Genomic DNA, 24311 nt, shown 5'->3' with positions numbered 1-24311 from the left:
ACTCCTTTTACAGATGGCGGCGTCGGGTCGAGACGTGCCGTTCGTACAGCTCGCGTGCCCTGACCGCGGACGAGCGGGTCGCGGTCTCGGCCACAGGAACATCCCACCAGGCCTGCGCGGCAGGCGCGCCCGACACAGTGTCGGAGGTTTCGGTCTCCACGTAGACACATGTGGGAGTGTCGGCGGCCCGCGCCTCGGCGAGTGCCGTGCGCAGGTCCCCTACGGTCTTCGCGCGCAGCACCCGCATGCCCAGGCTGGCCGCGTTGGCGGCGAGGTCGACGGGGAGCGGGGCGCCCGTGTAGGTCCCGTCCCCGGCCCGGAAGCGGTAGGCGGTGCCGAACCGCTCGCCGCCCACCGACTCCGACAGGCCGCCGATGGACGCGTACCCGTGGTTCTGCAGGAGCACCATCTTGATCGCGACGCCCTCCTGGACAGCCGTCACGATCTCCGTCGGCATCATCAGATAGGTGCCGTCGCCGACCAGCGCCCACACGTTCCGCTCCGGCGCGGCCAGCTTCACGCCGATCGCGGCCGGGATCTCGTAGCCCATGCAGGAGTAGCCGTACTCCAGGTGGTACTGGTCGTACGACCGCGCCCGCCACAGCCGGTGCAGGTCGCCGGGGAGCGAGCCGGCCGCGTTGACGACGATGTCCGACTCGTCCACCAGGGCGTCCAGGGCGCCGACGACCTGCGGCTGGGTCGGCCGTACGTCCGGTTCGACGGCCTGGAGACAGGCGTCCACGACCTGCTCCCAGCGCTCCTTGCCCGCGGTGTACTCGGCGACATAGGAGTCGGCGACCCGGTGCCCGTGCAGCGCCAGTGCCTCGGTCAGCGCGTGCAGGCCGCTGCGGGCGTCGGCGACCAGGGGGACGCCGCCCAGCTTGTGTCCGTCGAAGGAGGCGATGTTGAGGTTGAGGAAGCGGACGTCCGGGTTCTGGAAGAGGGTGCCGGAGGCAGTGGTGAAGTCGGTGTACCGGGTGCCCACGCCGATCACCAGGTCGGCGGTGCGGGCGAGGTCGTCGGCGGTCGCGGTGCCGGTGTGGCCGATGCCGCCGACGTCCTGCGGGTGGTCCCAGCGCAGGGAGCCCTTCCCCGCCTGGGTGGAGGCGACCGGGATCCCGGTGGCCTGCGCGAACCCGGCGAGGGCCGCCTCGGCGCGGCTGTGGTGGACGCCGCCGCCCGCGACCACGAGCGGCCGGTGCGCCGCCCGTACCGCCTGCACGGCCTCGGTCAGCTCGGCGGGGTCGGCCCCCGGCCGGCGTACGGTCCACACGCGTTCGGCGAAGAACTCCTCCGGCCAGTCGAAGGCTTCCGCCTGCACGTCCTGCGGCAGGGCCAGGGTGACCGCGCCGGTCTCCACCGGGTCGGTCAGAACCCGCATGGCCTGCAGCGCGCTCGGGACCAGGGCCTGCGGGCGGGTGATCCGGTCGAAGTACCTCGACACCGGGCGCAGGGTGTCGTTGACCGACACGTCGCCCGCGTACGGCACCTCCAGCTGCTGGAGGACCGGGTCCGCGGGGCGGGTGGCGAAGACGTCGCCGGGCAGCAGGAGCACCGGAAGGCGGTTGACGGTGGCCAGGGCGGCGCCGGTGACCAGGTTGGTGGCGCCCGGGCCGATGGACGTCGTCACCGCGTGCGCGGACAGCCGGCCCGACTGGCGGGCGTAGCCCACGGCCGCGTGCACCATGGACTGCTCGTTGCGGCCCTGGTGGTAGGGCATGACGTCGGCGTACTCGACGAGCGCCTGCCCGATCCCGGCGACGTTGCCGTGCCCGAAGATGCCCCAGGTGGCGCCGATCAGCCGCCGCCGCTCGCCGTCGCGTTCGGTGTACTGGGCGGCGAGGAAGCGGACGAGTGCCTGCGCGACGGTCAGCCGGGTCGTCATCGGTAACCCCCTGTGGTGTCCACGTGGTCGGGGTGGAAACTGATCCGCCACTCCCGGGTCTCCCCCGGGCCCGCCATGACGTTCAGGTAGTACATGTCGTGCCCGGGCTGGGCGATGGACGGGCCGTGCCAGCCGTCGGGGACGAGCACGACGTCGCCGGAGCGGACCTCGGCGAGGACGTCGGCGCCCCCCTCACGCGAGGGGAACACGCGCTGGTAGCCGATTCCGGCGCGGCCCTCGATCTCGAAGTAGTAGATCTCCTCCAGCTCGCTCTCCTCCCCCGGCCGGTGCTCGTCGTGCTTGTGCGGCGGGTACGACGACCAGTGCCCGCCCGGTGTGATCACCTCGACGGCGATGAGCCGGTCGCAGTCGAACGCGTCCGCTGCGGCGAAGCCCCTCACCTGGCGGGCACAGGTGCCACTGCCACGCTGCTCGAGGGGGACCTCCGGCGCGGGGCCGTAGCGGGCGGGGAGTCGTCGCTCGCACTTCGCTCCTGCCAGGGCGAAGCGGCCTCCCGCGCCGGAGGCGATCATGACCCGGGCGTTCCGGGGTGCGTACGCGAAGTCGGAGACCGACGCGAAGACACTGTCCCGGCCCAGGAGTTGGAACTCCGTTTCCTCGATTCGCACGGTACATCCGCCGTGCAGCGGAAGCACGATCCATTCACTGTCCCCGGTCGTGAACGTATGCGTTCCGCCCGGTGTCAGCTCCACGACACGCAGGCTGCAATGCGTCCAGCCGGCGCGCTCGGGGCCGATGTCGACGGCGTACGGGGCGTTCGCGGTCGCGCCCCCGGGCAGATGCAGGTCGGTGCTGGTCATGCGGCCCTCACAGCAGTCCTACGGCGGTGTCCACGGCGGCGGCCACATCGCCGTCCGCCGGGTACAGCAGCGAGCGGCCGGCCACCAGGCCGCGCACGGTGGGGAGCCGGAGCGCGCCGCGCCATTTCTCGTAGGCGGCGACCTGGTCCTCGGGCGAGTCGCCGATATCCCCGCCGAGCAGGACGGCGGGCAGGGTGGAGGTCTCCATGACCCTGGCCATGTCGTCCGGGTTCTCGCTGACCGGGACCTTCAGCCAGGTGTAGGCGGAGGTGCCGCCGAGGCCGGAGGCGATGGCGAGGGACTTGGTGACCGCCTCCGCGGACAGGTCGTTGCGCAGCACCCCTTCGGGCGTGCGGCGGCTGAGGAAGGGCTCCACGAAGACCGGCAGCCGGCGTGCGGCCATGTCGTCGACGGCACGGGCGGCGGACTCCAGGGTGGTCAGCGAGCCCGGGTCGTCGTAGTCGATGCGCAGCAGCAGCTTGCCCGCGTCGAATCCGAGGCGCTCGATGTCCTCGGGGCGGTGGCCGGTGAACCGGTCGTCCAGCTCGAAGCGGGCGCCCTGAAGGCCGCCGCGGTTCATCGAGCCCATGACGACCTTGTGGTCGAGGACGCCGAGCAGCAGCAGGTCGTCCAGGATGTCGGCGGTGGCGAGGACGCCGTCGACGCCGGGCCGCGACAGTGCGAGGCAAAGGCGTTCGAGGAGGTCGGCGCGGTTGGCCATGGCGAGCCTGCGGTCGCCGACGCCGAGGGCGCCGCGGGCCGGGTGGTCGGCGGCGACGATCATCAGCCGGCCGTTGCCGTTCAGCAGCGGGCGGCGGGCGCGGCGGGCGGCGGCCTCGGCGATCGCCTCGGGGTGGTGGGTGCGGGTGCGGACCAGCGCGGAGACGTCCACGCGCGTCTGCCGGGCGCCGTCGCCGCCCCCGGTGCGGGTGCCCGCGACGCGGCCGGCCCTCACAGCACCGCTCCGGCGTCGAGCGCGGCGGCCACCTCGTCCCGGGTGGGCATCGCGGAGGAGCACTCCAGACGGGAGGCGACGATGGCGCCGGCCGCGTTGGCGTGCCGCACGGTGGTCTCCAGGCTCCAGCCCTCGAGCAGGCCGTGGCACAGGGAGCCGCCGAAGGCGTCGCCGGCGCCCAGGCCGTTGAGGACGGTGACGGGCAGCGGGGGGACCTCGGCGGCCTCGCCCCCGCTGTTCACGGCGAGCACGCCCTTCGGCCCCTGCTTGACGACGGCGGTCTCGACACCGGCGGCCAGGAGCGCGCGGGCGGCGGCGTGCGGCTCGCGCAGCCCGGTGGCGACCTCCACCTCGTCCAGGTTGCCGACGGCGACGGTGGCGTGGCGCAGGGCCTCGGCGTAGAAGGGGCGGGCGGCGTCCGGGTCCGTGCGGGCCGGGTCGTTCCAGAGGGTGGGGCGCCAGTCGAGGTCGAAGACGGTGATGCCGGACTTCGCCCGGTGCGCGAGGGCGGCGAGCGTGGCCGTACGGCTGGGCTCCTCGCTCAGCCCGGTGCCGGTGACCCAGAAGGCGCGGGCCTCGCGGATGGCGTCCAGGTCCAGTTCGTGGGCGTCGATCTCCAGGTCGGGCGCCTTGGGCTGCCGGTAGAAGTACAGCGGGAAGTCGTCCGGCGGGAACACCTCGCAGAAGGTCACCGGGGTGGGCAGTCCGGGTACGGGGGTGACCCAGCGGTCGTCGACGCCGAAGCCGCGCAGGGCCTCGTGGAGGTAGGCGCCGAAGGGGTCGTCCCCGGTGCGGGTGATCACGGCGGTGTGCCGGCCCAGCCGGGCCGCGGCGATCGCGACGTTGGCCGCCGAACCGCCGAGGAACTTGCCGAAGGACGACACCTGGGCGAGCGGGACGCCGGTCTGCAGGGGGTAGAGGTCCACTCCGATCCGCCCCATGGTGATGAGGTCGTAGGCCATCGGCTTCCCTTCGTCATGGCTCTCCCGGCTTTGTAGTCCCGTACACCGAGCCTGTCAATGTTTTGTCCAGACATTCGGACCAGTCTCGGACAGCGCCGCGCGGGGGCAGGCTGTACCGGCCTACACCTTTGTGGCGGTCGTGTCACAAACACCCCGGTCGTGTCACACATGTCACCTCTACGCGGGTTATCCGTCACACGCCGTCAACAGCTACTTGCCCTGGGTCACCGGGCACCGCCCATCGGGCACAGGCTTGGTGATCGCCAGCGCAGCGCACGGCTCCCCCGACGGCCGCCCCCGGCCGCCGCCGCGGCGCCGCACAGGGAGGTGCAACTCATGACCGACCGCAGTCTCTGGTCCTACAAGGAGATCGCGGCGCACATCAGGGTGCAGCCGGACACCGTACGGTCCTATCGCAAGCACGGTTTGCTGCCGGCGCCCGACCACGTGGAGGGCGGCAGGCCCTACTGGTACGCCGACACCGTCCGCGCCTGGGCCGCCTCCCGGCCCGGCAACCGTGCGCGCAGGGAGGCGTGACGACCGAGCGGGCCGGCTGGCGGCTGCCGGACGACGAGGGCCGGGCGCGCCGGGCGCACCACCGGAACGGGTGCGGGCGACTGCGGCACGGGCCGGCTCTGCATAGGGTGCGGACAAAGGGTGCATCAGCAGCATTCCGAAGGAGCACGAGGGGACTGTCGTGACCCACTCTCCGCCGCCCGGCGCGCCCCGGGCCCGCATTCCCGGCCCGCAGCAGCCCCCGCCGCCGTACCCCCGCATCGGCACGGGCCTGTGGCGGCGCTGCCTGGTCGGCGGGCTCGCCCTGTGGGCGCTGACCGCGCTGGTGACGTACGCGACCCGGAACGCCACCCTGCTGCCGACCATGATCGTGCTGGGCAGCTTCCTGGTGCCCGTCGTCTTCGTGCTGTGGGCGTACGAGCGGCACAGTCGCGACCTGGGCGTCAGCGCGGTCCTCGGCTGCTTCCTGGCCGGCGGCGCCCTCGGGGCGCTCGGCGCCTCGGCGACGGAGTGGTATCTGCCGCACCCCTCCCTGGGGATGTTCGCCGGGGCCGGCCTGGCCGAGGTGACGGCCGGGCTCGGCGCGCTGGTGTTCGCGCTGCGCCGGCAGCCGGGGATCCGCGGGACTCGGGCCGGGCTGGTGCTCGGCGCCGCCGTCGGCTTCGGCTTCGCGGCCCTGCAGAGCGCCGGGCGCGCCTTCGGCGCGGCCGTGCCCACGGGCGGCGTCGACCTGCGGGCGCTGCTGGAGACGGAGGTCCTGCACGGACTGATCGCCCCTCTCGGACACGGCCTGTGGACGGCGATCGCGGGCGGCGTCCTGCTCTCCTTCCGCCGCCCGAACGGGCGCTTCCGGCTCACCGGACCGGTCGTCGGCGCCTGCCTGGGCGTCTGCGCGCTGCACGCCCTGTGGGACTCCACGCACACCATCGCGATCTGGCTGGTGATCCGGCTGACCGGTGCCGGGGCGGCCCCGCAGTTGTTCGTGCAGGAGTACATCCCCCGGCCGAGCGCCGCCCAGGAGCATCTGTTCACGCTGTTCTGGGTCGGACTGTCGGGCCTGGTCGCGCTGGCCGGCCTCGCATGGCTGCGGTCTCTGGGGCCACGGCGCCCCGACACCTCTTGGAGAAATACCCCGTAGGGGTATACGGTAAGGCTCAATGGGGTTCCGTCGTGAACCCCATAGGCACCACACGCCTCCACACATGCCTCCACGAGGAGAAACGACATGAGCGCCCAGACCGACACCCAGGGCCCCGTCACCACCGTCTACAAGGTGACCGGCATGAGCTGCGGCCACTGTGAGGGCTCCGTCTCCGGCGAGATCTCCCAGATCCCCGGCGTCAGCTCGGTCAAGGCCGTCGCGGCGACCGGTGAGGTGACCGTCGTCTCCGCCGCCCCGCTGGACGACGACGCCGTCCGCGCCGCGGTCGACGAGGCCGGTTACGAGCTGGCCGGCAAGGCCTGACCACAGCCGGCCCGCAAGGCTGACCACAAGCCGAGGGGGCCGTGCGGCCCGGCGTCCGCCTATCGGCGGACACGGGACCGCACGGCCCGCTCCCTCTGTCTGGAGTCCGGACATGACCAGCGCCAGCACACAGACGACCCCGACAGCCGGCGGCGGCTCCGAGGTGGAGCTGCTCATCGGCGGGATGACGTGCGCCTCCTGCGCCGCCCGGGTGGAGAAGAAGCTCAACCGGATGGACGGCGTGAGCGCCACGGTGAACTACGCCACGGAGAAGGCGAGGATCACCGTCGCGGACGGCGTGCAGGTCGCCGACCTGATCGCGACCGTGGTGAAGACCGGCTACACCGCCGAGGAACCCGCACCGCCGGAGCCGGAACCCGCCGGGATCCCCGACACGGCGCAGCAGGACCCCGAACTGGGTGCCCTGCGGCACCGCCTGCTGGTCTCGGCGCTGCTCGCCGCGCCCGTCGTCCTGCTCGCCATGGTCCCCGCGCTGCAGTTCGACAACTGGCAGTGGCTCTCGCTCACGCTCGCCGCGCCGGTGGTCGTGTGGGGCGGCCTGCCCTTCCACCGGGCCGCCTGGACCAACGCCCGGCACGGCGCCGCCACCATGGACACCCTGGTCTCGGTCGGCACGCTGGCCGCCTTCGGCTGGTCGCTGTGGGCGCTGTTCTTCGGCGACGCGGGCATGACCGGCATGCACGACGAGTTCCGCCTCACCGTCTCCCGGGCGGACGGCGCCTCCACGATCTATCTGGAGGTGGCCGCCGGAGTCGTCGCGCTGATCCTGCTCGGCCGCTTCCTCGAGGCCCGCTCCAAGCGGCGGGCGGGAGCCGCGCTGCGGGCGCTGATGGAGCTGGGCGCCAAGGACGTCGCCGTGCTGCGGGACGGCCGTGAGGTCCGCATCCCGGTGGCGTCCCTGTCCGTGGGCGACCGGTTCGTCGTACGCCCCGGCGAGAAGATCGCCACCGACGGCACCGTGGTCGAGGGCGTCTCCGCGGTGGACGCGTCCATGCTGACCGGCGAATCGGTGCCGGTGGACGTCGCCCCGGGCGACACCGTCACCGGCGCGACGGTCAACGCGGGCGGGCGGCTGGTCGTCGAGGCCACCCGGGTCGGTTCCGACACCCAGCTCGCCCGGATGGCCAAACTGGTCGAGGACGCGCAGAGCGGCAAGGCCGAGGTGCAGCGGCTCGCCGACCGGATCTCCGCGGTGTTCGTGCCCGTGGTCATGCTCATCGCGCTCGGCACGTTCGGCGTCTGGCTGGGCGTCACCGGGGACGTCGTCGCGGCGTTCACGGCCGCCGTCGCCGTGCTGATCATCGCCTGCCCCTGCGCACTGGGCCTGGCCACGCCGACCGCGCTGATGGTCGGCACCGGCCGGGGCGCACAGCTCGGCATCCTCATCAAGGGCCCCGAGGTCCTGGAGTCCACGCGCCGCGTCGACACCGTCGTCCTCGACAAGACCGGCACGGTCACCACCGGGCACATGACGCTCCAGGACGTCTACGCCGCCGAGGGCGAGGACGTCGAGCGGGTGCTGCGGCTCGGGGGCGCACTGGAACACGCCTCCGAACACCCCGTCGCCCGCGCGGTCGCCGCCGGCGCCGAGGAGCGGGTCGGCGCGCTGCCGCCGGTCGAGCACTTCGAGAACGTGCCCGGGCGGGGCGTACGCGGGTACGTGGAAGGCGTCGAGGTGGCCGTGGGCCGCCTCTTCGAGCGCCTGCCGGAAGACCTGTCCCGGGCCCGGGAGAAGGCCGAGAGCGGCGGTCGTACGGCCGTCGTGGTGGGCTGGGACGGACGGGCCCGCGGGGTGCTGGCCGTCGCCGACGCGATCAAGGAGACCAGCGCCGAGGCGGTGCGCGAGCTGCGCGGTCTCGGGCTCACGCCGGTGCTGCTCACCGGGGACAACCGGACGGTCGCCGAGGCGGTCGCCCAGGCGGTCGGCATCGACGAGGTGATAGCCGAGGTGCTGCCCGAGGACAAGGTGGACGTCGTACGGCGGCTGCAGCGCGAGGGACGGACCGTGGCCATGGTCGGCGACGGCGTCAACGACGCGGCGGCCCTCGCCACCGCCGATCTGGGGCTCGCGATGGGCACCGGCACGGACGCGGCGATCGAGGCGGGCGACCTGACCCTCGTGCGCGGCGACCTGCGGGTGGCCGGCGACGCCATCCGGCTCTCCCGGCGCACCCTCGCGACGATCAAGGGCAACCTGGTGTGGGCCTTCGGCTACAACGTGGCCGCGCTGCCGCTGGCCGCCGCGGGGCTGCTGAACCCGATGATCGCGGGCGCGGCGATGGCCTTCTCCTCGGTGTTCGTGGTGACCAACAGCCTGCGGCTGCGCCGCTTCCGCTGAAGGAGGAGCCCCCCTGGAGTCCCGCGCAGGGCTCACATAAGCTCTTCACAAGGCTCGCGCACTGTCTCTACGCTTGGACCCCGATCGCCATACCGGGGCTCTTGCGCACTTAAGGGACACATGCAAGAGACCCACGTCACAGTGATGCGAACGTAACCATCGAAGGGGTTCGACGGTCTAAGTTGGCAATGTCGGTTCGGCGTCTTGGGGGGCGCCCACCGGCATCTGGGGATGTCTTGGGGGACTTCCTCGGAGATGCGTTGCCGGGGCACGTACACCGGGAAGCTTTGAGCGGCCCTCCCAGCGTGCGCTGTCCCGGCAGATCGCACCGCATCATTGGAGCCCAGCGGGTCAGCTCGTTGTGCTCAGACAGCGATTCAGGCGCTGTCCTCTCGAGCGCCCGGCCGGATCCCGTGGGGGGAATCCGCACCGGGACATGGGGAGGCGCCCTGGCCGTCGGCCCGTGGGGGGACCGGCGTCTCAGGGCGCCTTCTGCTCTTCGCTTGTCACTTCTTCGCCCGCCACTGACGGCTCATGGCCTGCCGGTCCGGCAGGCCCAAGCGCTCAGCAGACGTCAGCGCTCCTCGACCGGCACGAAGTCGCGCTCGACGACACCGGTGTAGATCTGGCGCGGGCGGCCGATGCGGGAGCCCGGCTCCTTGATCATCTCGGTCCACTGGGCGATCCAGCCCGGCAGCCGGCCGAGGGCGAAGAGGACCGTGAACATCTCGGTCGGGAAGCCCATCGCGCGGTAGATCAGGCCGGTGTAGAAGTCGACGTTCGGGTAGAGGTTGCGCGAGACGAAGTAGTCGTCGGAGAGCGCGTGCTCCTCCAGCTTCAGCGCGATGTCCAGCAGCTCGTCGGACTTGCCGAGCGCGGAGAGGACGTCGTGCGCGGCAGCCTTGATGATCTTGGCGCGGGGGTCGAAGCTCTTGTAGACCCGGTGGCCGAAGCCCATCAGGCGGACGCCGTCCTCCTTGTTCTTCACCTTGCTGATGAAGGAGTCGACGTTGCCGCCGTCGGCCTGGATGCCCTCCAGCATCTCCAGCACCGACTGGTTGGCGCCACCATGCAGCGGGCCCCACAGGGCGCTGATGCCGGCCGAGATCGACGCGAACATGTTGGCCTGGGAGGAGCCCACCAGGCGGACGGTGGAAGTCGAGCAGTTCTGCTCGTGGTCCGCGTGCAGGATCAGCAGCTTGTCGAGCGCGGAGACGACGACCGGGTCCAGCTCATACTCGTCCGCCGGGACCGAGAAGGTCATGCGCAGGAAGTTCTCGACGTAGCCGAGGTCGTTCTTCGGGTAGACGAACGGGTGGCCGATCGACTTCTTGTACGCGTACGCCGCGATCGTCGGCAGCTTGGCGAGCAGACGGATCGTGGAGAGGTTGCGCTGCTTCTCGTCGAACGGGTTGTGGCTGTCCTGGTAGAACGTGGACAGCGCCGAGACGACCGAGGACAGCATGGCCATCGGGTGGGCGTCGCGGGGGAAGCCCTTGTAGAAGTTCTTGACGTCCTCGTGCAGCAGGGTGTGCCGCGTGATGTCGTTCTTGAACGTCGTCAGCTCGTCGACGGTCGGCAGCTCTCCGTTGATCAGCAGGTAGGCCACCTCGAGGAAGGTGGAACGCTCGGCCAGCTGCTCGATGGGGTAGCCGCGGTAGCGGAGAATGCCCGCCTCACCGTCGAGGTAGGTGATCGCGGATTTATAGGCGGCGGTGTTGCCGTACCCACTGTCCAGGGTCACCAGACCGGTCTGCGCGCGGAGCTTCCCGATGTCGAAGCCCTTGTCGCCGACGGTGCTGTCAACCACCGGGTAGGTGTACTCGCCGTCGCCGTACCGCAGTACTACAGAGTTGTCGCTCACGTCTTCCCTCACCGACGTAGTGCCTCATCTTCGAGGTGCCCTGACTGTCTCTACCATCCCCCATTTGGCTCAGGAGAGTGCACTCGGGGTCGACCATTGGGCCTATTGACGGCACTCAGTGCCGCCAGCCTGCCCATCCTGCCCCGTCGTCTCCCCGTCTGGAAGGCCTCTGTGACCTTTACGACTCATTTGATCGATCATTTTTCGTGATGAGTCTGAAGTCCAGCGCCGTACCGCGGCGTCCGGCCGACACCGTGCGCACCGCCTGACCGATCGCTCTGCGTGAACCGACGAGGACGACCAGCCGCTTGGCCCGGGTGACCGCCGTGTACAGCAGGTTCCGCTGGAGCATCATCCATGCCCCGGTGGTGACGGGGATCACCACGGCGGGATATTCACTTCCCTGTGAACGGTGGATGGTCACCGCGTAGGCGTGCGCCAGTTCGTCCAGTTCGTCGAATTCATACGGAACCTCCTCGTCTTCGTCCGTCAGCACCGTCAGACGCTGGTCGACCGGATCGAGCGAGGTGACGACGCCCACGGTGCCGTTGAAGACCCCGTTGTTCCCCTTGTCGTAATTGTTGCGAATTTGCGTCACCTTGTCGCCGACACGGAAGACCCGGCCGCCGAACCGCTTCTCCGGGAGGTCGGGCCGCCCCGGCGTGATGGCCTGCTGCAGCAGACCGTTGAGGGTGCCGGCGCCGGCCGGGCCGCGGTGCATGGGCGCGAGCACCTGGACGTCCCGCCGCGGATCGAGCCCGAACTTGGCCGGAATGCGCCGGGCGGCCACGTCCACGGTGAGCCGCCCGGCGGCCTCGGCGTCGTCCTCCACGAAGAGGAAGAAGTCCTTCATGCCTTCGGTGAGCGGATGCTGCCCGGCGTTGATGCGGTGCGCGTTGGTGACGACACCTGACTGCTGGGCCTGCCGGAAGATCCGGGTGAGCCGGACCGACGGGATCGGACTGCCGTCGGCGAGCAGGTCCCGCAGCACCTCGCCCGCTCCGACGCTGGGCAGCTGGTCCACGTCCCCGACGAACAGCAGGTGGGCCCCCGGCGGCACGGCCTTGACCAGCTTGTTGGCGAGCAGCAGGTCGAGCATGGAGGCCTCGTCCACCACCACCAGGTCGGCGTCGAGCGGACGGTCCCGGTCATAGGCGGCGTCGCCCCCCGGTTTCAGCTCCAGCAGCCGGTGCACGGTGGACGCCTCGGCGCCGGTCAGCTCGGCCAGCCGCTTGGCGGCACGGCCGGTGGGCGCGGCGAGCAGCACGGTGGCCTGCTTCGCGCGGGCCAGCTCCACGATCGAGCGGACCGTGAAGGACTTGCCGCAGCCGGGTCCGCCGGTGAGCACGGCGACCTTCTCGGTCAGCGCGAGCTTCACGGCGGCCTCCTGCTCGGGGGCGAGGTCGGCGCCGGTACGGGAGCGCAGCCAGCCGAACGCCTTGCCCCAGTCCACGTCCCGGAAGGCCGGCATCCGCTCTTCTCCGGTGCGCAGCAGGCGCAGCAGCTGGGCGGAGAGGGACAGCTCGGCACGGTGGAAGGGGACCAGGTACACGGCGGTGACGGCCTGCGCGTCCCCGCCCTCCGGGCCCGGCACCTTCTCCCGTACGACACCCGGTTCCCCGCCGTCCTCGCCCGGCTCGGCCAGCTCGGCGAGACACTCGATGACCAGCCCGGTGTCGACCTGGAGGAGCTTGACCGCATCGGCGATGAGCCGCTCCTCGGGCAGGTAGCAGTGCCCCTGGTCGGCGGACTGGGACAGCGCGTACTGCAGACCGGCCTTCACGCGCTCCGGGCTGTCGTGGGGGATGCCGACCGACTGCGCGATCTTGTCGGCGGTGAGGAAGCCGATGCCCCAGACGTCGGCGGCGAGGCGATAGGGGTGGTCTTTGACGACGGAGATCGAGGCGTCACCGTACTTCTTGTAGATGCGGACGGCGATGGACGTCGACACCTCGACGGTCTGAAGGAAGAGCATGACTTCCTTGATCGCCTTCTGCTCCTCCCAGGCGTCGGCGATCTTCTTGGTCCGCTTGGGCCCCAGCCCCGGCACCTCGACGAGCCGCTTGGGCTCCTCCTCGATGATCCTGAGCGTGTCCAGCCCGAAGTGCTGGGTGATCCGGTCGGCGAAGACGGGCCCGATCCCCTTGACCAGACCCGAGCCCAGGTAGCGCCGGATGCCCTGCACGGTGGCGGGCAGCACGGTCGTGTAGTTCTCGACGTGGAACTGCTTGCCGTACTGCGGATGCGACCCCCAGCGCCCCTCCATGCGCAGCGACTCCCCCACCTGGGCGCCGAGCAGCGCGCCGACCACCGTGAGGAGGTCCCCGCCGCCTCTGCCGGTGTCGACGCGGGCCACCGTGTAGCCGTTCTCCTCGTTGGCGTACGTGATCCGCTCGAGCACGCCTTCGAGGACGGCCAGTCGCCGCTCGCCCGTGGGGTTCCCCGCCTGTTGCGCCATGATCCGACGGTACCGGGGCCGACTGACAGTCCGGACCGACAGCCGGCCTCCGTCGGATGGCGATCCGGCGTCCGTCCCGTTCCGCTCCCGTCAGGCCCGCTCGCCGGGGGCCCGCAGCGAATCGAGCCAGCGCAGGAGGCGGGCTCCCTCGCGGGTCATGATGTCCGGGTCGCGCAGGGCGTTGGCCAGGAGTGACATGCCCTGGTAGCCGGAGACCAGGGTGAGGGCGAGGTCGTCCGGGTCGGGCAGGCCGAGGGCGCGGAACTGGTGTGCGGCCCAGTCCAGCAGGCGCCGGATCACCGTGCCGGCCTCCGTGTCGAGGGTGCCGTCGGCGCGCTTGTCGAGCTCGACGGCCAGGGTGCCGGTGGGGCAGCCGTGCCGGGCGGCGACCTCACGCTGGTCGACCCAGGCTTCGACCAGGGCCTTGAGACGGGCGCGGGGGTCGGGCAACTCCTCCAGCCGGCCGGTGAATTCGTCCAGGTGGGCGCTGTGCTCGGAGAGCGCCGCCAGGACCAGTTCGTCCTTGGTCTTGAAGTAGTAGTAGACGTTTCCGACGGGAACATCGGCCTCGCGGGCGATGTCGGCGAGGGTGGTGCGCTCGACGCCCTGCTCGTGCAGGACCCTGGCCGCCGCGGCCGTGAGCCGTCGGCGCTTGTCGGTCGACCGCGCCCGCGGCTTCGCTGAGTCAGTCACCCGACTCACTATAGACAGCGCCCGGACGGGGCGTGCTACGGTTCCGGGCAACGAGTAAGTCAGTCAACTAACTCACTTGGGGGCACATCGTGATCGTGGTGACAGGCGCTACCGGCAACATCGGGCGGACCCTGGTGCCGCTGCTGGCCGAGGCGGGCGAGGACGTCGTGGCCGTCTCGCGGCGTCCGCGGCCCGAAGGGCTCCCGGCCGGGGTCCGGCACGCCCGGGCCGATGTCGGGGAAAGCGCGGGCATGCGACCGGTCCTGGAGCGTGCCGACGCCTTCTTCATCCTGCTGGGCGGCGAACTCAGCGGCCGCGGCGAACGTCCGGGCGCCCTGATCGACGCCGCCACGGACGCCGGGGTCAAGCGGATCGTCCTGCTCTCCTCCCAGATCAACTCCACTCGGCCACAGGCCTTTTCACACGCACGCCTGCGCGAGTACGAGGCCGCCGTGCGCGCGTCCGGAGCGGGCTTCACGATCCTGCGCCCCGGCGGGTTCGCCTCCAACGCCCTCGCCTGGTCCGAGTCCGTCCGCACCCGGCGCACGGTCTTCGCCCCGTTCGGTGACGTGGCCCTGCCCGTCGTCGACCCGGCCGACATCGCCGCCGCGGCTGCCGCCGCGCTGCGCGGGGACGGGCATGCGGGCCGTACGTACGACCTGACCGGACCCGAGGCCGTCAGCCCCCGCCGGCAGGCGGCGGTGATCTCCCAGGCCCTGGGCGAGGACGTCGCCTTCGTGGAACTGTCGCGCGAGCAGGCCCACGCCCACATGGCGGAGTTCATGCCCGAGGAGGTCATCGGCGGGACCCTGGACATCCTCGGCGTCCCGCTCCGGGCCGAGCAGGCGGTCAGCCCCGACATGGAGAGCGTCCTCGGCCGTCCGGCGAGGTCGTTCGGTGCGTGGGTCGCCCGCAACCTGGCCGCCTTCCGGTAGGAGCGGGCGCCGGCTCCGCGAGGAGGACGGGCGCCCTTCACGCTCGCGGCAGCCGGGCACCTCTGCTCTCCCCGACCCGCTTGACGTCCCGCAGGGACTCAGTGAGCCGCTGTACGAGACAGCGCAGCTCTTCGCCGGTCAGGCGGTGCTCCGTGAGGAGTTCGGCGGCGTGCTGGAGAAGGTCGTCCGCCATCCCGAGCTGGACGCTCTCGATCCGCTCCGCGACACGGGAGACGTAGCCCGTGCCGTCGCCCACGAGAAAGCAGGGCTTGCCCTCCGTACCGGCCCAGGGCAGCAGGCGTTTTCCCGCGATCACCTCCGTCGGACACGGAGCCCGTCGGGCGGGGAGAGGAGATCTGTCACGTCAGCCTGCGTCAGCCTGCCTTCTCACCTGCGGTGACTGCGTTCTGTGGCGAATCACTCACAGAATGGGGTCGGCGGTGGCAGGTCTTCTCGGTGGTCGGCTGGGCGTCGTTCGTGGCCGCCGTCGAAGAGGGCCGCCTCGGGCGCTGACGCTCAGGCCGCCGCCTGCCACGCCTCGGTCACCGCCCTCCTGACGGCCCCGGTCGTCCGGGCCCTCAGCGGAGCCAGGTGGGCGACCATGCGGCCCACCCGGTCCGCGTCGGCGAGCCGGTGCACCTCCTGCTCCTGCACGGCCTGCGTCAGCAGCGCCTCGAGCAGCAGTACGTCGGTGGCACGGTACGACTGGGGGTGGCAGCTGAAACGGAGGATCCGGTCCTCGTACGGGTGGCGGAGGGTCATGTGCAGATAGCCGCTGTCGCGCCCCTTCCGGGGACCCGGCAGGATGTCGGACAACCCGAACCCGTGTCCCTGGTACGGGTACTTCGTCCCCAGGGTGAGGCGCACGCCCAGCATGATCCTGGACCAGGGAATCAGCTGCCCGTCGGTGCCCGGCTCGTGCTGGTGCAACCCGTCCTCGCGGAACTCCGCCCAGAAGCCGTCCGTCCGCCGGACGTCCCCCAGCACCCAGCGGCCGTCGGTCCGCTCCAGCGGGCCCAACGAGGTGATCGTGTCGGTCATACACTCATTTGATCACATGTGCGATGAAGCGCTCAGCGGTCTGCGCCAGCACCTCGCGGCCATCACGGGCCCACAACTCCTCGTTGGACACCTCGACTTCGATCAGACCGGTGTAGCCGGCGGCTTCCACGCACCCCCGCCACTCCCGCATGTCGATCACGCCGTCCCCCAGCTGACCGCGCCCGTTGCGGACGCCCTCCGGCAACGCAGTGGTCCAGTCGGCCAGTTGGACGGCATGGAGGCGGCCCGACGCGCCCGCGCGGGCGATCTGGGCCGGGGCCTGGTCGTCCCACCAGACGTGGTACGTGTCGACGGTGACCCCGACCTGCTCCGCGGGGAAGCGTTCCGCGAGGTCGAGGGCCTGGGCGAGGGTGGAGACCACGGAACGGTCGGCCGCGTACACGGGGTGCAGGGCCTCGATGGCCAGGCGTACGCCCCACTCGGCGGCGTACGGGGCGAGGACGGACAGCGCGTCCGCGACGCGCTCGCGGGCGCCGTGCAGGTCCCTGCTGTCGAAAGGGAGTCCGCCGCAGACCAGGACCAGTGTGTCCGCGCCGAGCGTGGCGGCCTCCTCGATCGCCGCGTGGTTGTCGCCGAGCGCCTCCATCCGCTCGACGGGGTCCGTCGCCGTGAGGAAGCCTCCCCGGCACAGCGTCGTCACCGTAAGGCCCGCGTCGCGTACGAGCTGGGCGGCTGCCTCGACGCCGTACCGCTGCACGGGCTGCCGCCACAGGCCGACGCCGGGGACTCCCAGCTGCACGCAGGTCTCCACCAGTTCGGGGAGCGAGAGCTGTTTCACCGTCATCTGGTTGATGGAGAAGCGGGACAGGTCTGCGGACGTACTCATTGGTTCACCCCGTACAGCGACAGTAGGTTCCTCATCCGTTCGTAGGCACGGGCGAGGTGCGGAAGGGAGCGGGCCGACTGCAGCCCGCCGGTCATCGTGAAGTGTGACGGGTGGCCCGCCGGCCAGGCCAGGAAGACCACGCCCGTCTGCAGAAGCGGGTCGGCTGCCCGAAGAAGTGGCGGCCAGAGCAGCGCACGCACCCGCGGGAGGTGACCGTTCCACATCAACTTCTCCGAGGGCGCGACAGCCGGGGCGGTTGGCCTTATGGTCTGCTCGCCACCTCACGGAACCGTGGCCGCGTCCGGCCTGTCTACCAGGACGTACGCGTTATGAGGACGAAGAAGCACGACCGGAGGACGAACGAGATGACGGTGACCCTTGCGGATGTGGCGGCCCGCGCCCAGGTCTCCCCCGCGACGGTGTCGCGCGTGCTGAACGGCAACTACCCGGTGGCCGCCGCCACGCGCGAGCGGGTGCTGCGCGCGGTCGACGAGCTGGACTACGTCCTCAACGGCCCGGCGAGCTCGCTCGCGGCGGCCACCTCCGACCTGGTCGGCATCCTCGTCGACGACATCGCCGACCCCTTCTTCGGAATCATGGCGAGCGCGGTCCAGGGGGAGATAGGGGGCCCGGGCGGCCGGGCCGGCGGCGAACGCCTGGCGGTGGTCTGCAACACCGGCGGGTCGCCGGAACGCGAGCTGACGTACCTCACCCTCCTGCAGCGGCAGCGCGCCGCGGCCGTGGTCCTGACCGGCGGGGCCTTGGAGGACGCGTCGCACGCGGAGGCCGTGGCGGCGAAGCTGCGCAAGCTGACGGACGCCGGGACCCGGGTGGTGCTGTGCGGGCGTCCGCCGGCGCCGGACACCCGGTCGGTCGCGCTGACCTTCGACCACCGCGGCGGCGCCCGTGAGCTGACCGAGCACCTGATCGGCCTCGGCCACCGGCGGCTCGGCTACATCGCGGGGCCGGAGGAGCGTACGACCACCCGGCACCGCCTGGAGGGCCACCGCGCGGCACTGGCCGCGGCCGGTATCGAGGACGACCCCCGCCGGACCGTGCACGGCCGCTACGAGCGCCGGTGCGGGTACGAGGCCACGCTGGAACTGCTGCGCCGGGACCCGTCCCTGACGGCGGTGCTGGCCGCGAACGACTCCGTCGCCCTCGGCGTGTGCGCCGCGCTGCGCGAGTCGGGACTGCGCATCCCGGAGGACGTGTCGGTGGCGGGCTTCGACGACCTGCCGTTCAGCGTCGACGCGGTGCCGTCCCTCACGACGGTGCGACTGCCGTTGGCGGAGGCGGGAGCGCGGGCGGGCCGCATCGCGATGGGGCGCGAGGAGCCGCCGCCGGGGGACATCGCCACGGTGCGCGGGGAGCTGATGGTCCGGGGATCCACCGGGGTGCCGCGGCCGTAGAGCAGGCCCGGCCTGGGCACAGCACCCGGGCCCCGGGACGTGCGCGGGGGCGTCGTGCCCTGCCCCGGGACCCGCGGCGGCCGATGTCGTCAGGCGGTCGGCGAGCAGGTGTGGGCGTATGGTCCGGAGTATGAAGCTGGCGTTCTCCACCCTCGGTGTCCCCGGCCTGCCCGTCCCGGACGTCCTGGCGCTCGCCACCGCGCACCACTACCACGGTGTGGAGCTGCGCGCCCATCCGGAGGAGCCGGTGCACCCCGGCCTCTCCCCCGGCGAGCGGGCGGAGACCGCCGACGCGTTCCGGGCGGCCGGGGTCGAGGTGCTGGCCCTCGCCGGGTACGCGCGCATCGCCGCGCCGGGTGAGGACGGGGCCGTTCTGGAGGAGATCCGCCGGCTCCTGCGACTGGCCCACGACCTGGGCGCTCCCTTCGTCCGGGTCTTCCCCGGCGCCGACCCCGACCGGCCCCGCGCGGAGTCCGACGGCGTCGCCGCCCGGCGCCTGGGCACCGCCGCCGAGGACGCCGCCGCGCTCGGCGTCCGCATCCTGCTGGAGACTCACGACTCGCACCGCACCGGCGCCGACGCGATCCGTGTCCTGGGCCCGGTCGGCCACCACAACGCCGGCGCGCTGTGGGACGTCATGCACACCTGGCTGGGCGGCGAGCAGCCCGCCGAGACCTATGCGGCCCTCGCACCGCATCTGGGATACGTGCAGGTCAAGGACATCTCCTCGGCCGAGGACACCACTCCGCTGCCGCTCGGCGCGGGCGTCCTCCCGCTCACCGAGTGCGTGGACGTCCTGTGCCGGCACGGCTGGGACGGCTGGCTGTGCTGGGAGTACGAGAAGCGCTGGTACGAGTCCGCCGCCCCGCTCCCCGGCCTGCTGGACGCGGGCCGGGACCATCTCGTCCGGCTGCTGGGGGAGGCGGCATAGGCAGCCCGGAGCCGAGCCAGGGCAGTGGCTGGAGCAGCCGCTCGGGAAGGAGTTCACGGGGCGGTGCCGTCGTAATTCGGTGGCCGGGCCGCCGTCCCCCCGTTAGCCTCCCCCGGTGATCACGCCGCCCGCGCTCCGCGCCGCCCGCCCCCGCTCATGAGCCTGACCCGCTCCCTCATCGACGTACGGCCGCTGCGCACCTCGCCCGTCTTCCGGCGGCTGCTGATCGGCCGGACCGTGTCCCTGCTCGGCGGGTTCATGACCTTCGTGACGGTCATGTACCAGGTGTGGGACATGACCCACAGCACCGTCTGGACCGGCGCCGTCGGGCTGGCGGACGCGGTGCCGCTCGCGATGTTCGGGCTCTTCGCCGGGGTGTGGGTGGACCGGGCCGACCGGCGGCAGGTCTTCCTCGTGGCCACCGTCGGCCAGGCGGTCTGCTCCGCGCTGCTCGCCGTGCAGGGCTTCACCGGGCACGTCCCGGTGGTGGGGGTCCTCGCCCTCGTCGCCGTGCAGTCGGCCTTCGGCGCGCTGGGCCACCCGGCCGCCGGGGTCTTCGTCCCGCGGCTGCTGCCCAAGGGGCAGGTGGCCGCCGGGCTGGCCCTGCAACAGGCCACCGGGCAGTCGATGATGCTGCTCGGCCCCGCCCTGGCCGGTGTGCTGCTGGGCTGGCTCGGCATCGGCACCGTCTACCTGCTGGACGCCCTCAGTTTCGGTTTCGCCTTCTACGGCGCCTTCGGGCTGCCCGCGCTGCCGCCGGAGGGCGAGTCGTCGCGGGCGGGTCTGCAGGGGGTGCTGGACGGGCTGCGGTTCCTGGCCGGGCACCGGGTGGTGCGGGGCGCGCTGGTCACCGACCTCGCCGCCACCGTGCTGTCGTTCCCGGTCAGCGTCTTCCCGCTGGTCAACGCCGAGCGTTTCGGGGACTCCCCGCGCACGCTCGGCCTGTTCCTGTCGGCGATGGCGGTGGGCGGCGTGCTGGCGTCCACCCTGTCCGGGTCACTGACCCGGCTCGGCCGGCCAGGCCCGGTGATGCTGTGCACGTCCGCCACCTGGGGCGCGGCCCTGGTCCTGTTCGGGCTGGTCCGCAGCCCGTGGGCCGGGCTCGGCCTGCTCGTGGTCGCCGGGGCGGCGGACGCCGTCTCGGTCGTCTCCCGCGCCACGATCGTGCAGACCCACACCCCCGACGCACTGCTCGGCCGGGTCTCGGCCGCCGAGGCGATCGTCGCCCGCGCCGGACCCAGCGTCGGCAACGTGCGCGGCGGCCTCGTCGCCCGCTGGACCTCCGGCACGACCTCCCTGATCACGGGCGGTCTGCTGTGCGTGCTGGCGGTGGCGGCGGTGGCCGGATCGACGCCGCAGCTGCGGGAAGGGGCCGCGGCTGCGGACGCGGGGTGAGGGGCGACCCGGTCAGCCGGCCGCGCCCGGCTCCCGGAAGGCCGCCCCGAACGCCTCGTGGAAGCCGGGGAACGTCTTGCGTACGCACCCGGGATCGTCGAAGGACAGCCCCGGCACCCGCAGCCCGGTGACCGCGAAGGACATCACGATGCGGTGGTCGCCGTACGTCTTGATGCCGGCTCCCGGCACCGGCGCGCCGGGCCGGATCTCGATCCAGTCCGGGCCGGTCGCCACGTCCACGCCGAGCCGCCGGAGGTTCTCCGCGCAGGCCTCCAGCCGGTCGCACTCCTTCACCCGCGTGTTGGCCACGTCCTCGATACGGACGGGCCCGGAGGCGAACGGCGCCATCGCGGCGAGCGTCGGCATGGTGTCGGAGATGTCCCGCATGTTGACGGTGAGGCCGCGCAGGACTCCCGTGCCGCGCACGGTGGTCCGGTCCTCGGCGGTCTCCACCTCGGCGCCCATCCGCCGCAGCACCTCGACGAACCCCAGGTCGCCCTGGAGCGCCCCCGCCCCGAGGCCGGGCACGGTCACCTCGCGGCCCGGCGTGACGGCGGCGGCTGCGAAGAAGTAACTCGCGGTCGAGGCGTCCGGCTCCACCGCGTAGGTGGTGGCCCGGTAGCCACCCGGCGGCACCTCGAAGACATCGCCGTCGCGGACGACGTCCACGCCGAACGCCCGCATCATCGCGAGAGTGATCTCCACGTACGGCACCGACACCAGGTCGGTCACCCGTATCCGCAGGCCCGTGCGGGTCAGCGGGCCGAGCAGCAGCAGCGCGGTCAGGTACTGGGAGGACTGGCCGGCGTCCAGCACGACCTCGCCGCCCTCGACGCCGGCCGCGCGCACGGTCAGCGGGTGGTGGCCCTCGGCCTCCTCGTGCCGCAGGTCCACGCCCAGGTCGCGCAGGGCCCGGGTGAGGGGGCCGAGGGGGCGGCGGCGCATCTGCGGGGAGGCGTCGAAGCGGTAGGTGCCGTGGCCGGCGGCGGCCAGGGTGGGCAGGAAGCGGGCGGTGGTGGCGCCGTCGCGGCAGTAGACGTCGGCCTCGCCGGCCGCCGGGCCCTGCGGGCGGCCGTCCACCTGCCAGGCGTCCGGGGTACGGCCCACCCGGTAGCCGAGCCGGACCAGGCCCTCGGCGAAGCCCTCCGTGTCGTCGGAGGACAGGGGCCGTACGAGGGTGCTGACACCGTCGGCGGCTGCCGCGAGGAAGAGCGCGCGAGCGGTGATCGACTTGGAACCGGGGATCTCGACTGCGGGCATGGCCCCATGATCCCCGCTCGCCCGCGGACCGGGCACGGCTGTCCAGGGGCTGGACGGTCACCACCGGCGCGCCCGCCCTTGACGGAAAGAAACTTCCCGGATATTGGTGACACTTCGCAAGTTTCCTTCAGCGGTTCTCCTCCGGAAGGAGCGCACGTGCACGACAGCAGCACGGAAAGCACGGGAAACAGCACGGGAAGCACCACCCACACCCCCCGGCCCTCCAGACGGGCCGTCCTCGCCGCGACCGCGGGTCTGACCGCCGCCCTGACCGTACCGACGGCCGCCCGCGCCGCCGACCCCGCGGACGACAGCGGGCTGCGTGCCCTCATCTCCGGTATGACGCTGGAGGAAAAGGTCGGCCAGCTCTTCGTGATGCGGGTCTACGGCGACTCCGCCACCGCCCCCGACCAGGCCGACATCGACGCCAACCTCAAGGAGATCGGCGTCCGCACGGCCGCCGAGCTGGTCGCGAAGTACCGGGTCGGCGGGATCATCTACTTCACCTGGGCGCACAACACCCGCGACCCCCACCAGATCGCGGACCTGTCGAACGGGATCCAGCGGGCCTCCCTGCAGCAGCCCCGCGGCCTGCCGGTGCTGATCACCACCGACCAGGAGCACGGCATAGTGTGCCGGGTGGGCAAGCCGGCCACGCTGTTCCCGGGCGCGATGGCGATCGGTGCCGGCGGCTCCCGGGCGGACGCGCGCACCCTGGGCCGGATCTCCGGCGCCGAGCTGCGCGCGATGGGCATCAACCAGGACTACTCCCCCGACGCCGACGTGAACGTCAACCCGGCCAACCCGGTCATCGGCGTACGGTCGTTCGGGGCGGACCCGAACGCGGTGGCCCGGCTGGTCGCGGCCGAGGTGAAGGGGTATCAGGCCGCCGGGGTCGCGGCGACCGCCAAGCACTTCCCCGGGCACGGCGACACCGCCGTGGACAGTCACACCGGCTTCCCGGTCATCACGCACAGCAGGGCGCTGTGGGAACAGCTGGACGCGGTGCCGTTCCGGGCCGCGATCGCGGCGGGCATCGACGCGATCATGACGGCGCACATCCAGTTCCCGGCGCTCGACGCCTCCGGCGACCCGGCCACCCTCTCCCACCCGATCCTGACGGGCATCCTGCGGGGCGAACTCGGTTACGACGGGGTCGTGGTGACCGACTCCCTCGGCATGGAGGGCGTGCGCACGAAGTACGGCGACGACCGGGTGCCGGTGCTCGCGCTCAAGGCGGGGGCGGACCAGCTGCTCAACCCGCCGTCGATCGACGTGGCCTGGCACGCGGTCCTCAAGGCGGTCCAGCAGGGTGAGCTGACCGAGGCACGGCTCGATGAATCGGTCCTGCGGATCCTGCGGCTGAAGGCCCGGCGCGGGCTGTTCGAGCGTCCGTACGTCACCGCGGCCGGCGTCGACCGCATGGTGGGCACCCAGGAGCATCTGGACACCGCCGACCGCATCGCCGAGCGGACGACGACCCTCATCGTCAACGAGGGCGGCATCCTCCCGCTCGACCGGCGCATCGAGCGCCGGATCCTCGTGGTCGGCGCCGACCCGGCCTCCCCGTCCGGCACCACCGGCCCGCCCACCGGCGTGCTCGCCGCCGCCCTCACCGAGCTGGGCTTCACCGCCACCGCGCTGTCCACCGGCACCGCGCCCTCCGCCGCCACCATCGACAAGGCGGTGGCGGCGGCGCAGAACGCGGATGCGGTGGTCGTCGGGACGTACAACGTGACGGCGAGCAGCACCCAGAAGACCCTCGTGGAGCGCCTGCTCGCCACCGGCCGCCCGGTCGTGGCGGTCGCCGTCCGCAATCCCTACGACGTGGCCCAGCTCACCGCGGTCAAGGGCTACCTGGCGACCTACTCCTGGACCGACACGGAGCTGCGTGCCGCGGCACGCGTGATCGCCGGGCAGGTGGCGCCGAGCGGCCGGCTGCCGGTTCCGGTGCAGCGGGCGGACGATCCGACACGGGTGCTGTACCCGATCGGGCACGGGCTGACGTACGGCGGCACAGGCTCCGGCGTCAGCACAGGATCCAGTCGGAGTTGACCGAGTCGCTCCCCACCGCGCCCTTGATCCATACGCAGCGGTGTCCGGCGTGCACGGTGACCGGGCCGGCGTGGTACTTGAAGTACCCCTTGTCCACGACCGCCCGGTTGCCGCGGGCCTGCACGCTGACCATCATCCAGCGGGTCACGCCCGGCTTGTCGGTGACGGTCATGGCACAGACGTAGCCGTCATGCTTGTAGACGTGCACGACACCCGTCCTGAACGGCAGGGTCCGCACCTGGCGTCCGGTGCAGGAACTGTCCGCCGCCTGAGCGCTTCCCGGCACCGCGAGGGCGAGCGCGCCGGACGCGGCCAGCACGGCCGCGCCGAGCGCCAGGCGCCGGCGTATCGCACCACTGTCCACTGAGTCCTCCCCGTCACACGGCCAATGCTCGTCGTCCCGTACTCACGTACTGATGTACGGACGCACGGGTGTGCCGCATGGTTGCACGACCGT

At 72.1% G+C, this 24311-nt stretch carries 22 protein-coding genes; 9 read left to right on the top strand and 13 right to left on the bottom strand.

What is annotated here, in order from left to right:
• Positions 1-7: 7 nt before the first annotated feature.
• From iolD to iolC, 4 genes are read right to left on the bottom strand one after another with little or no spacing between them, the layout of a single operon-like run.
• Positions 8-1885, bottom strand: a complete 1878-nt coding sequence (gene iolD, locus K7G59_RS09105; RefSeq protein ID WP_225832014.1) for a 3D-(3,5/4)-trihydroxycyclohexane-1,2-dione acylhydrolase (decyclizing) — start codon at positions 1883-1885, stop codon at positions 8-10.
• Positions 1882-2706: a 5-deoxy-glucuronate isomerase gene (gene iolB, locus K7G59_RS09100; protein ID WP_225832012.1), complete on the bottom strand. Its 825-nt coding sequence runs from the start codon at positions 2704-2706 to the stop codon at positions 1882-1884. Before iolB ends, iolD begins: the two co-directional genes overlap by 4 nt.
• Before the next feature lie 7 nt (positions 2707-2713).
• Complete coding sequence (locus K7G59_RS09095; RefSeq protein ID WP_225832270.1) at positions 2714-3598, bottom strand: deoxyribose-phosphate aldolase; 885 nt, start codon at positions 3596-3598, stop codon at positions 2714-2716.
• Positions 3599-3657: 59 nt separating this feature from the next.
• On the bottom strand, positions 3658-4623 hold the full coding sequence (gene iolC, locus K7G59_RS09090) for a 5-dehydro-2-deoxygluconokinase (protein ID WP_225832010.1): 966 nt from the start codon (positions 4621-4623) through the stop codon (positions 3658-3660).
• Between the two features lie 336 nt (positions 4624-4959).
• On the opposite strand from iolC, the gene K7G59_RS09085 reads away from it, so the two are divergent.
• From K7G59_RS09085 to K7G59_RS09070, 4 genes are all read left to right on the top strand, one after another.
• On the top strand, positions 4960-5160 hold the full coding sequence (locus K7G59_RS09085; RefSeq protein WP_225832008.1) for an AlpA family transcriptional regulator: 201 nt from the start codon (positions 4960-4962) through the stop codon (positions 5158-5160).
• A 160-nt stretch (positions 5161-5320) separates the two neighbouring features.
• Entirely contained in the window at positions 5321-6277 is a 957-nt protein-coding gene (locus tag K7G59_RS09080; protein ID WP_225832006.1) for a PrsW family glutamic-type intramembrane protease, read from the top strand.
• 87 nt (positions 6278-6364) lie between these two features.
• On the top strand, positions 6365-6604 hold the full coding sequence (locus K7G59_RS09075) for a heavy-metal-associated domain-containing protein (RefSeq protein ID WP_225832003.1): 240 nt from the start codon (positions 6365-6367) through the stop codon (positions 6602-6604).
• Positions 6605-6716: 112 nt separating this feature from the next.
• Complete coding sequence (locus K7G59_RS09070) at positions 6717-8963, top strand: cation-translocating P-type ATPase (RefSeq protein ID WP_225832001.1); 2247 nt, start codon at positions 6717-6719, stop codon at positions 8961-8963.
• A 574-nt stretch (positions 8964-9537) separates the two neighbouring features.
• On the opposite strand, the gene K7G59_RS09065 is transcribed toward K7G59_RS09070, so the two are convergent.
• The 3 genes from K7G59_RS09065 to K7G59_RS09055 form a co-directional block, all read right to left on the bottom strand.
• The gene (locus tag K7G59_RS09065; RefSeq protein ID WP_225831999.1) at positions 9538-10827 is read right to left on the bottom strand and encodes a citrate synthase; all 1290 of its coding nucleotides are present in this window, start codon (positions 10825-10827) and stop codon (positions 9538-9540) included.
• Between the two features lie 178 nt (positions 10828-11005).
• Positions 11006-13285 carry an ATP-dependent RecD-like DNA helicase gene (locus K7G59_RS09060; RefSeq protein ID WP_225831997.1) on the bottom strand — a complete coding sequence of 760 codons (2280 nt, stop codon included), beginning with the start codon at positions 13283-13285 and terminating at the stop codon, positions 11006-11008.
• Between the two features lie 90 nt (positions 13286-13375).
• Positions 13376-13978 (bottom strand): TetR/AcrR family transcriptional regulator, encoded by a 603-nt coding sequence (locus K7G59_RS09055; RefSeq protein WP_225831995.1) that lies wholly within the window; start codon positions 13976-13978, stop codon positions 13376-13378.
• An 89-nt stretch (positions 13979-14067) separates the two neighbouring features.
• On the opposite strand from K7G59_RS09055, the gene K7G59_RS09050 reads away from it, so the two are divergent.
• Positions 14068-14913 carry an NAD(P)H-binding protein gene (locus K7G59_RS09050; protein WP_225831993.1) on the top strand — a complete coding sequence of 282 codons (846 nt, stop codon included), beginning with the start codon at positions 14068-14070 and terminating at the stop codon, positions 14911-14913.
• 37 nt (positions 14914-14950) lie between these two features.
• On the opposite strand, the gene K7G59_RS09045 is transcribed toward K7G59_RS09050, so the two are convergent.
• The 4 genes from K7G59_RS09045 to K7G59_RS09030 all read right to left on the bottom strand — a co-directional run bounded on the left by K7G59_RS09045 (position 14951) and on the right by K7G59_RS09030 (position 17025).
• Positions 14951-15229, bottom strand: coding sequence for a hypothetical protein (locus K7G59_RS09045; protein ID WP_225831991.1), 279 nt, complete (start codon positions 15227-15229; stop codon positions 14951-14953).
• A gap of 200 nt (positions 15230-15429) precedes the next feature.
• Entirely contained in the window at positions 15430-15954 is a 525-nt protein-coding gene (locus K7G59_RS09040; protein WP_225831989.1) for a hypothetical protein, read from the bottom strand.
• 4 nt (positions 15955-15958) lie between these two features.
• A complete protein-coding gene (locus K7G59_RS09035; RefSeq protein WP_225831987.1) occupies positions 15959-16801 on the bottom strand; it encodes a sugar phosphate isomerase/epimerase in 843 nt (280 codons plus the stop codon).
• Positions 16798-17025, bottom strand: coding sequence for a DUF993 family protein (locus K7G59_RS09030; protein ID WP_374114202.1), 228 nt, complete (start codon positions 17023-17025; stop codon positions 16798-16800). The genes K7G59_RS09035 and K7G59_RS09030 overlap by 4 nt, the downstream gene beginning before the upstream one ends.
• 141 nt (positions 17026-17166) lie before the next feature.
• Here K7G59_RS09030 and K7G59_RS09025 point away from each other — a divergent pair, with 141 nt between their 5' ends.
• The 3 genes from K7G59_RS09025 to K7G59_RS09015 all read left to right on the top strand — a co-directional run bounded on the left by K7G59_RS09025 (position 17167) and on the right by K7G59_RS09015 (position 20539).
• Positions 17167-18213 carry a LacI family DNA-binding transcriptional regulator gene (locus K7G59_RS09025; protein ID WP_225831985.1) on the top strand — a complete coding sequence of 349 codons (1047 nt, stop codon included), beginning with the start codon at positions 17167-17169 and terminating at the stop codon, positions 18211-18213.
• 130 nt (positions 18214-18343) lie between these two features.
• Positions 18344-19144: a sugar phosphate isomerase/epimerase gene (locus K7G59_RS09020; protein WP_225831984.1), complete on the top strand. Its 801-nt coding sequence runs from the start codon at positions 18344-18346 to the stop codon at positions 19142-19144.
• Between the two features lie 156 nt (positions 19145-19300).
• A complete protein-coding gene (locus K7G59_RS09015; protein ID WP_225831982.1) occupies positions 19301-20539 on the top strand; it encodes an MFS transporter in 1239 nt (412 codons plus the stop codon).
• 12 nt (positions 20540-20551) lie between these two features.
• On the opposite strand, the gene aroA is transcribed toward K7G59_RS09015, so the two are convergent.
• Positions 20552-21799 (bottom strand): 3-phosphoshikimate 1-carboxyvinyltransferase, encoded by a 1248-nt coding sequence (gene aroA / locus K7G59_RS09010; RefSeq protein WP_225831980.1) that lies wholly within the window; start codon positions 21797-21799, stop codon positions 20552-20554.
• Positions 21800-21955: 156 nt separating this feature from the next.
• On the opposite strand from aroA, the gene K7G59_RS09005 reads away from it, so the two are divergent.
• Positions 21956-23854, top strand: a complete 1899-nt coding sequence (locus K7G59_RS09005; RefSeq protein ID WP_225831978.1) for a glycoside hydrolase family 3 protein — start codon at positions 21956-21958, stop codon at positions 23852-23854.
• Here K7G59_RS09005 and K7G59_RS09000 read toward each other — a convergent pair.
• Positions 23829-24218 carry a hypothetical protein gene (locus tag K7G59_RS09000; RefSeq protein WP_225831976.1) on the bottom strand — a complete coding sequence of 130 codons (390 nt, stop codon included), beginning with the start codon at positions 24216-24218 and terminating at the stop codon, positions 23829-23831. The genes K7G59_RS09005 and K7G59_RS09000 overlap by 26 nt on opposite strands.
• Positions 24219-24311: the final 93 nt, after the last annotated feature.

Source organism: Streptomyces sp. NK08204, from assembly GCF_020400585.1.
In the GTDB taxonomy this organism is placed as follows: Bacteria; Actinomycetota; Actinomycetes; order Streptomycetales; family Streptomycetaceae; genus Streptomyces.
This window is presented reverse-complemented; position numbering and strand designations above follow the sequence as displayed.

Coding starts and splice junctions, on each gene's coding strand:
- iolB (WP_225832012.1), bottom strand. CDS start 2,706: ATGACCAGCACCGACCTGCATCTGCCCGGGGGCGCGACCGCGAACGCC.
- K7G59_RS09075 (WP_225832003.1), top strand. CDS start 6,365: ATGAGCGCCCAGACCGACACCCAGGGCCCCGTCACCACCGTCTACAAG.
- K7G59_RS09025 (WP_225831985.1), top strand. CDS start 17,167: ATGACGGTGACCCTTGCGGATGTGGCGGCCCGCGCCCAGGTCTCCCCC.
- K7G59_RS09030 (WP_374114202.1), bottom strand. CDS start 17,025: ATGTGGAACGGTCACCTCCCGCGGGTGCGTGCGCTGCTCTGGCCGCCA.
- K7G59_RS09085 (WP_225832008.1), top strand. CDS start 4,960: ATGACCGACCGCAGTCTCTGGTCCTACAAGGAGATCGCGGCGCACATC.
- K7G59_RS09060 (WP_225831997.1), bottom strand. CDS start 13,285: ATGGCGCAACAGGCGGGGAACCCCACGGGCGAGCGGCGACTGGCCGTC.
- aroA (WP_225831980.1), bottom strand. CDS start 21,799: ATGCCCGCAGTCGAGATCCCCGGTTCCAAGTCGATCACCGCTCGCGCG.
- K7G59_RS09070 (WP_225832001.1), top strand. CDS start 6,717: ATGACCAGCGCCAGCACACAGACGACCCCGACAGCCGGCGGCGGCTCC.
- K7G59_RS09040 (WP_225831989.1), bottom strand. CDS start 15,954: ATGACCGACACGATCACCTCGTTGGGCCCGCTGGAGCGGACCGACGGC.
- iolC (WP_225832010.1), bottom strand. CDS start 4,623: ATGGCCTACGACCTCATCACCATGGGGCGGATCGGAGTGGACCTCTAC.
- K7G59_RS09035 (WP_225831987.1), bottom strand. CDS start 16,801: ATGAGTACGTCCGCAGACCTGTCCCGCTTCTCCATCAACCAGATGACG.
- iolD (WP_225832014.1), bottom strand. CDS start 1,885: ATGACGACCCGGCTGACCGTCGCGCAGGCACTCGTCCGCTTCCTCGCC.
- K7G59_RS09015 (WP_225831982.1), top strand. CDS start 19,301: ATGAGCCTGACCCGCTCCCTCATCGACGTACGGCCGCTGCGCACCTCG.
- K7G59_RS09020 (WP_225831984.1), top strand. CDS start 18,344: ATGAAGCTGGCGTTCTCCACCCTCGGTGTCCCCGGCCTGCCCGTCCCG.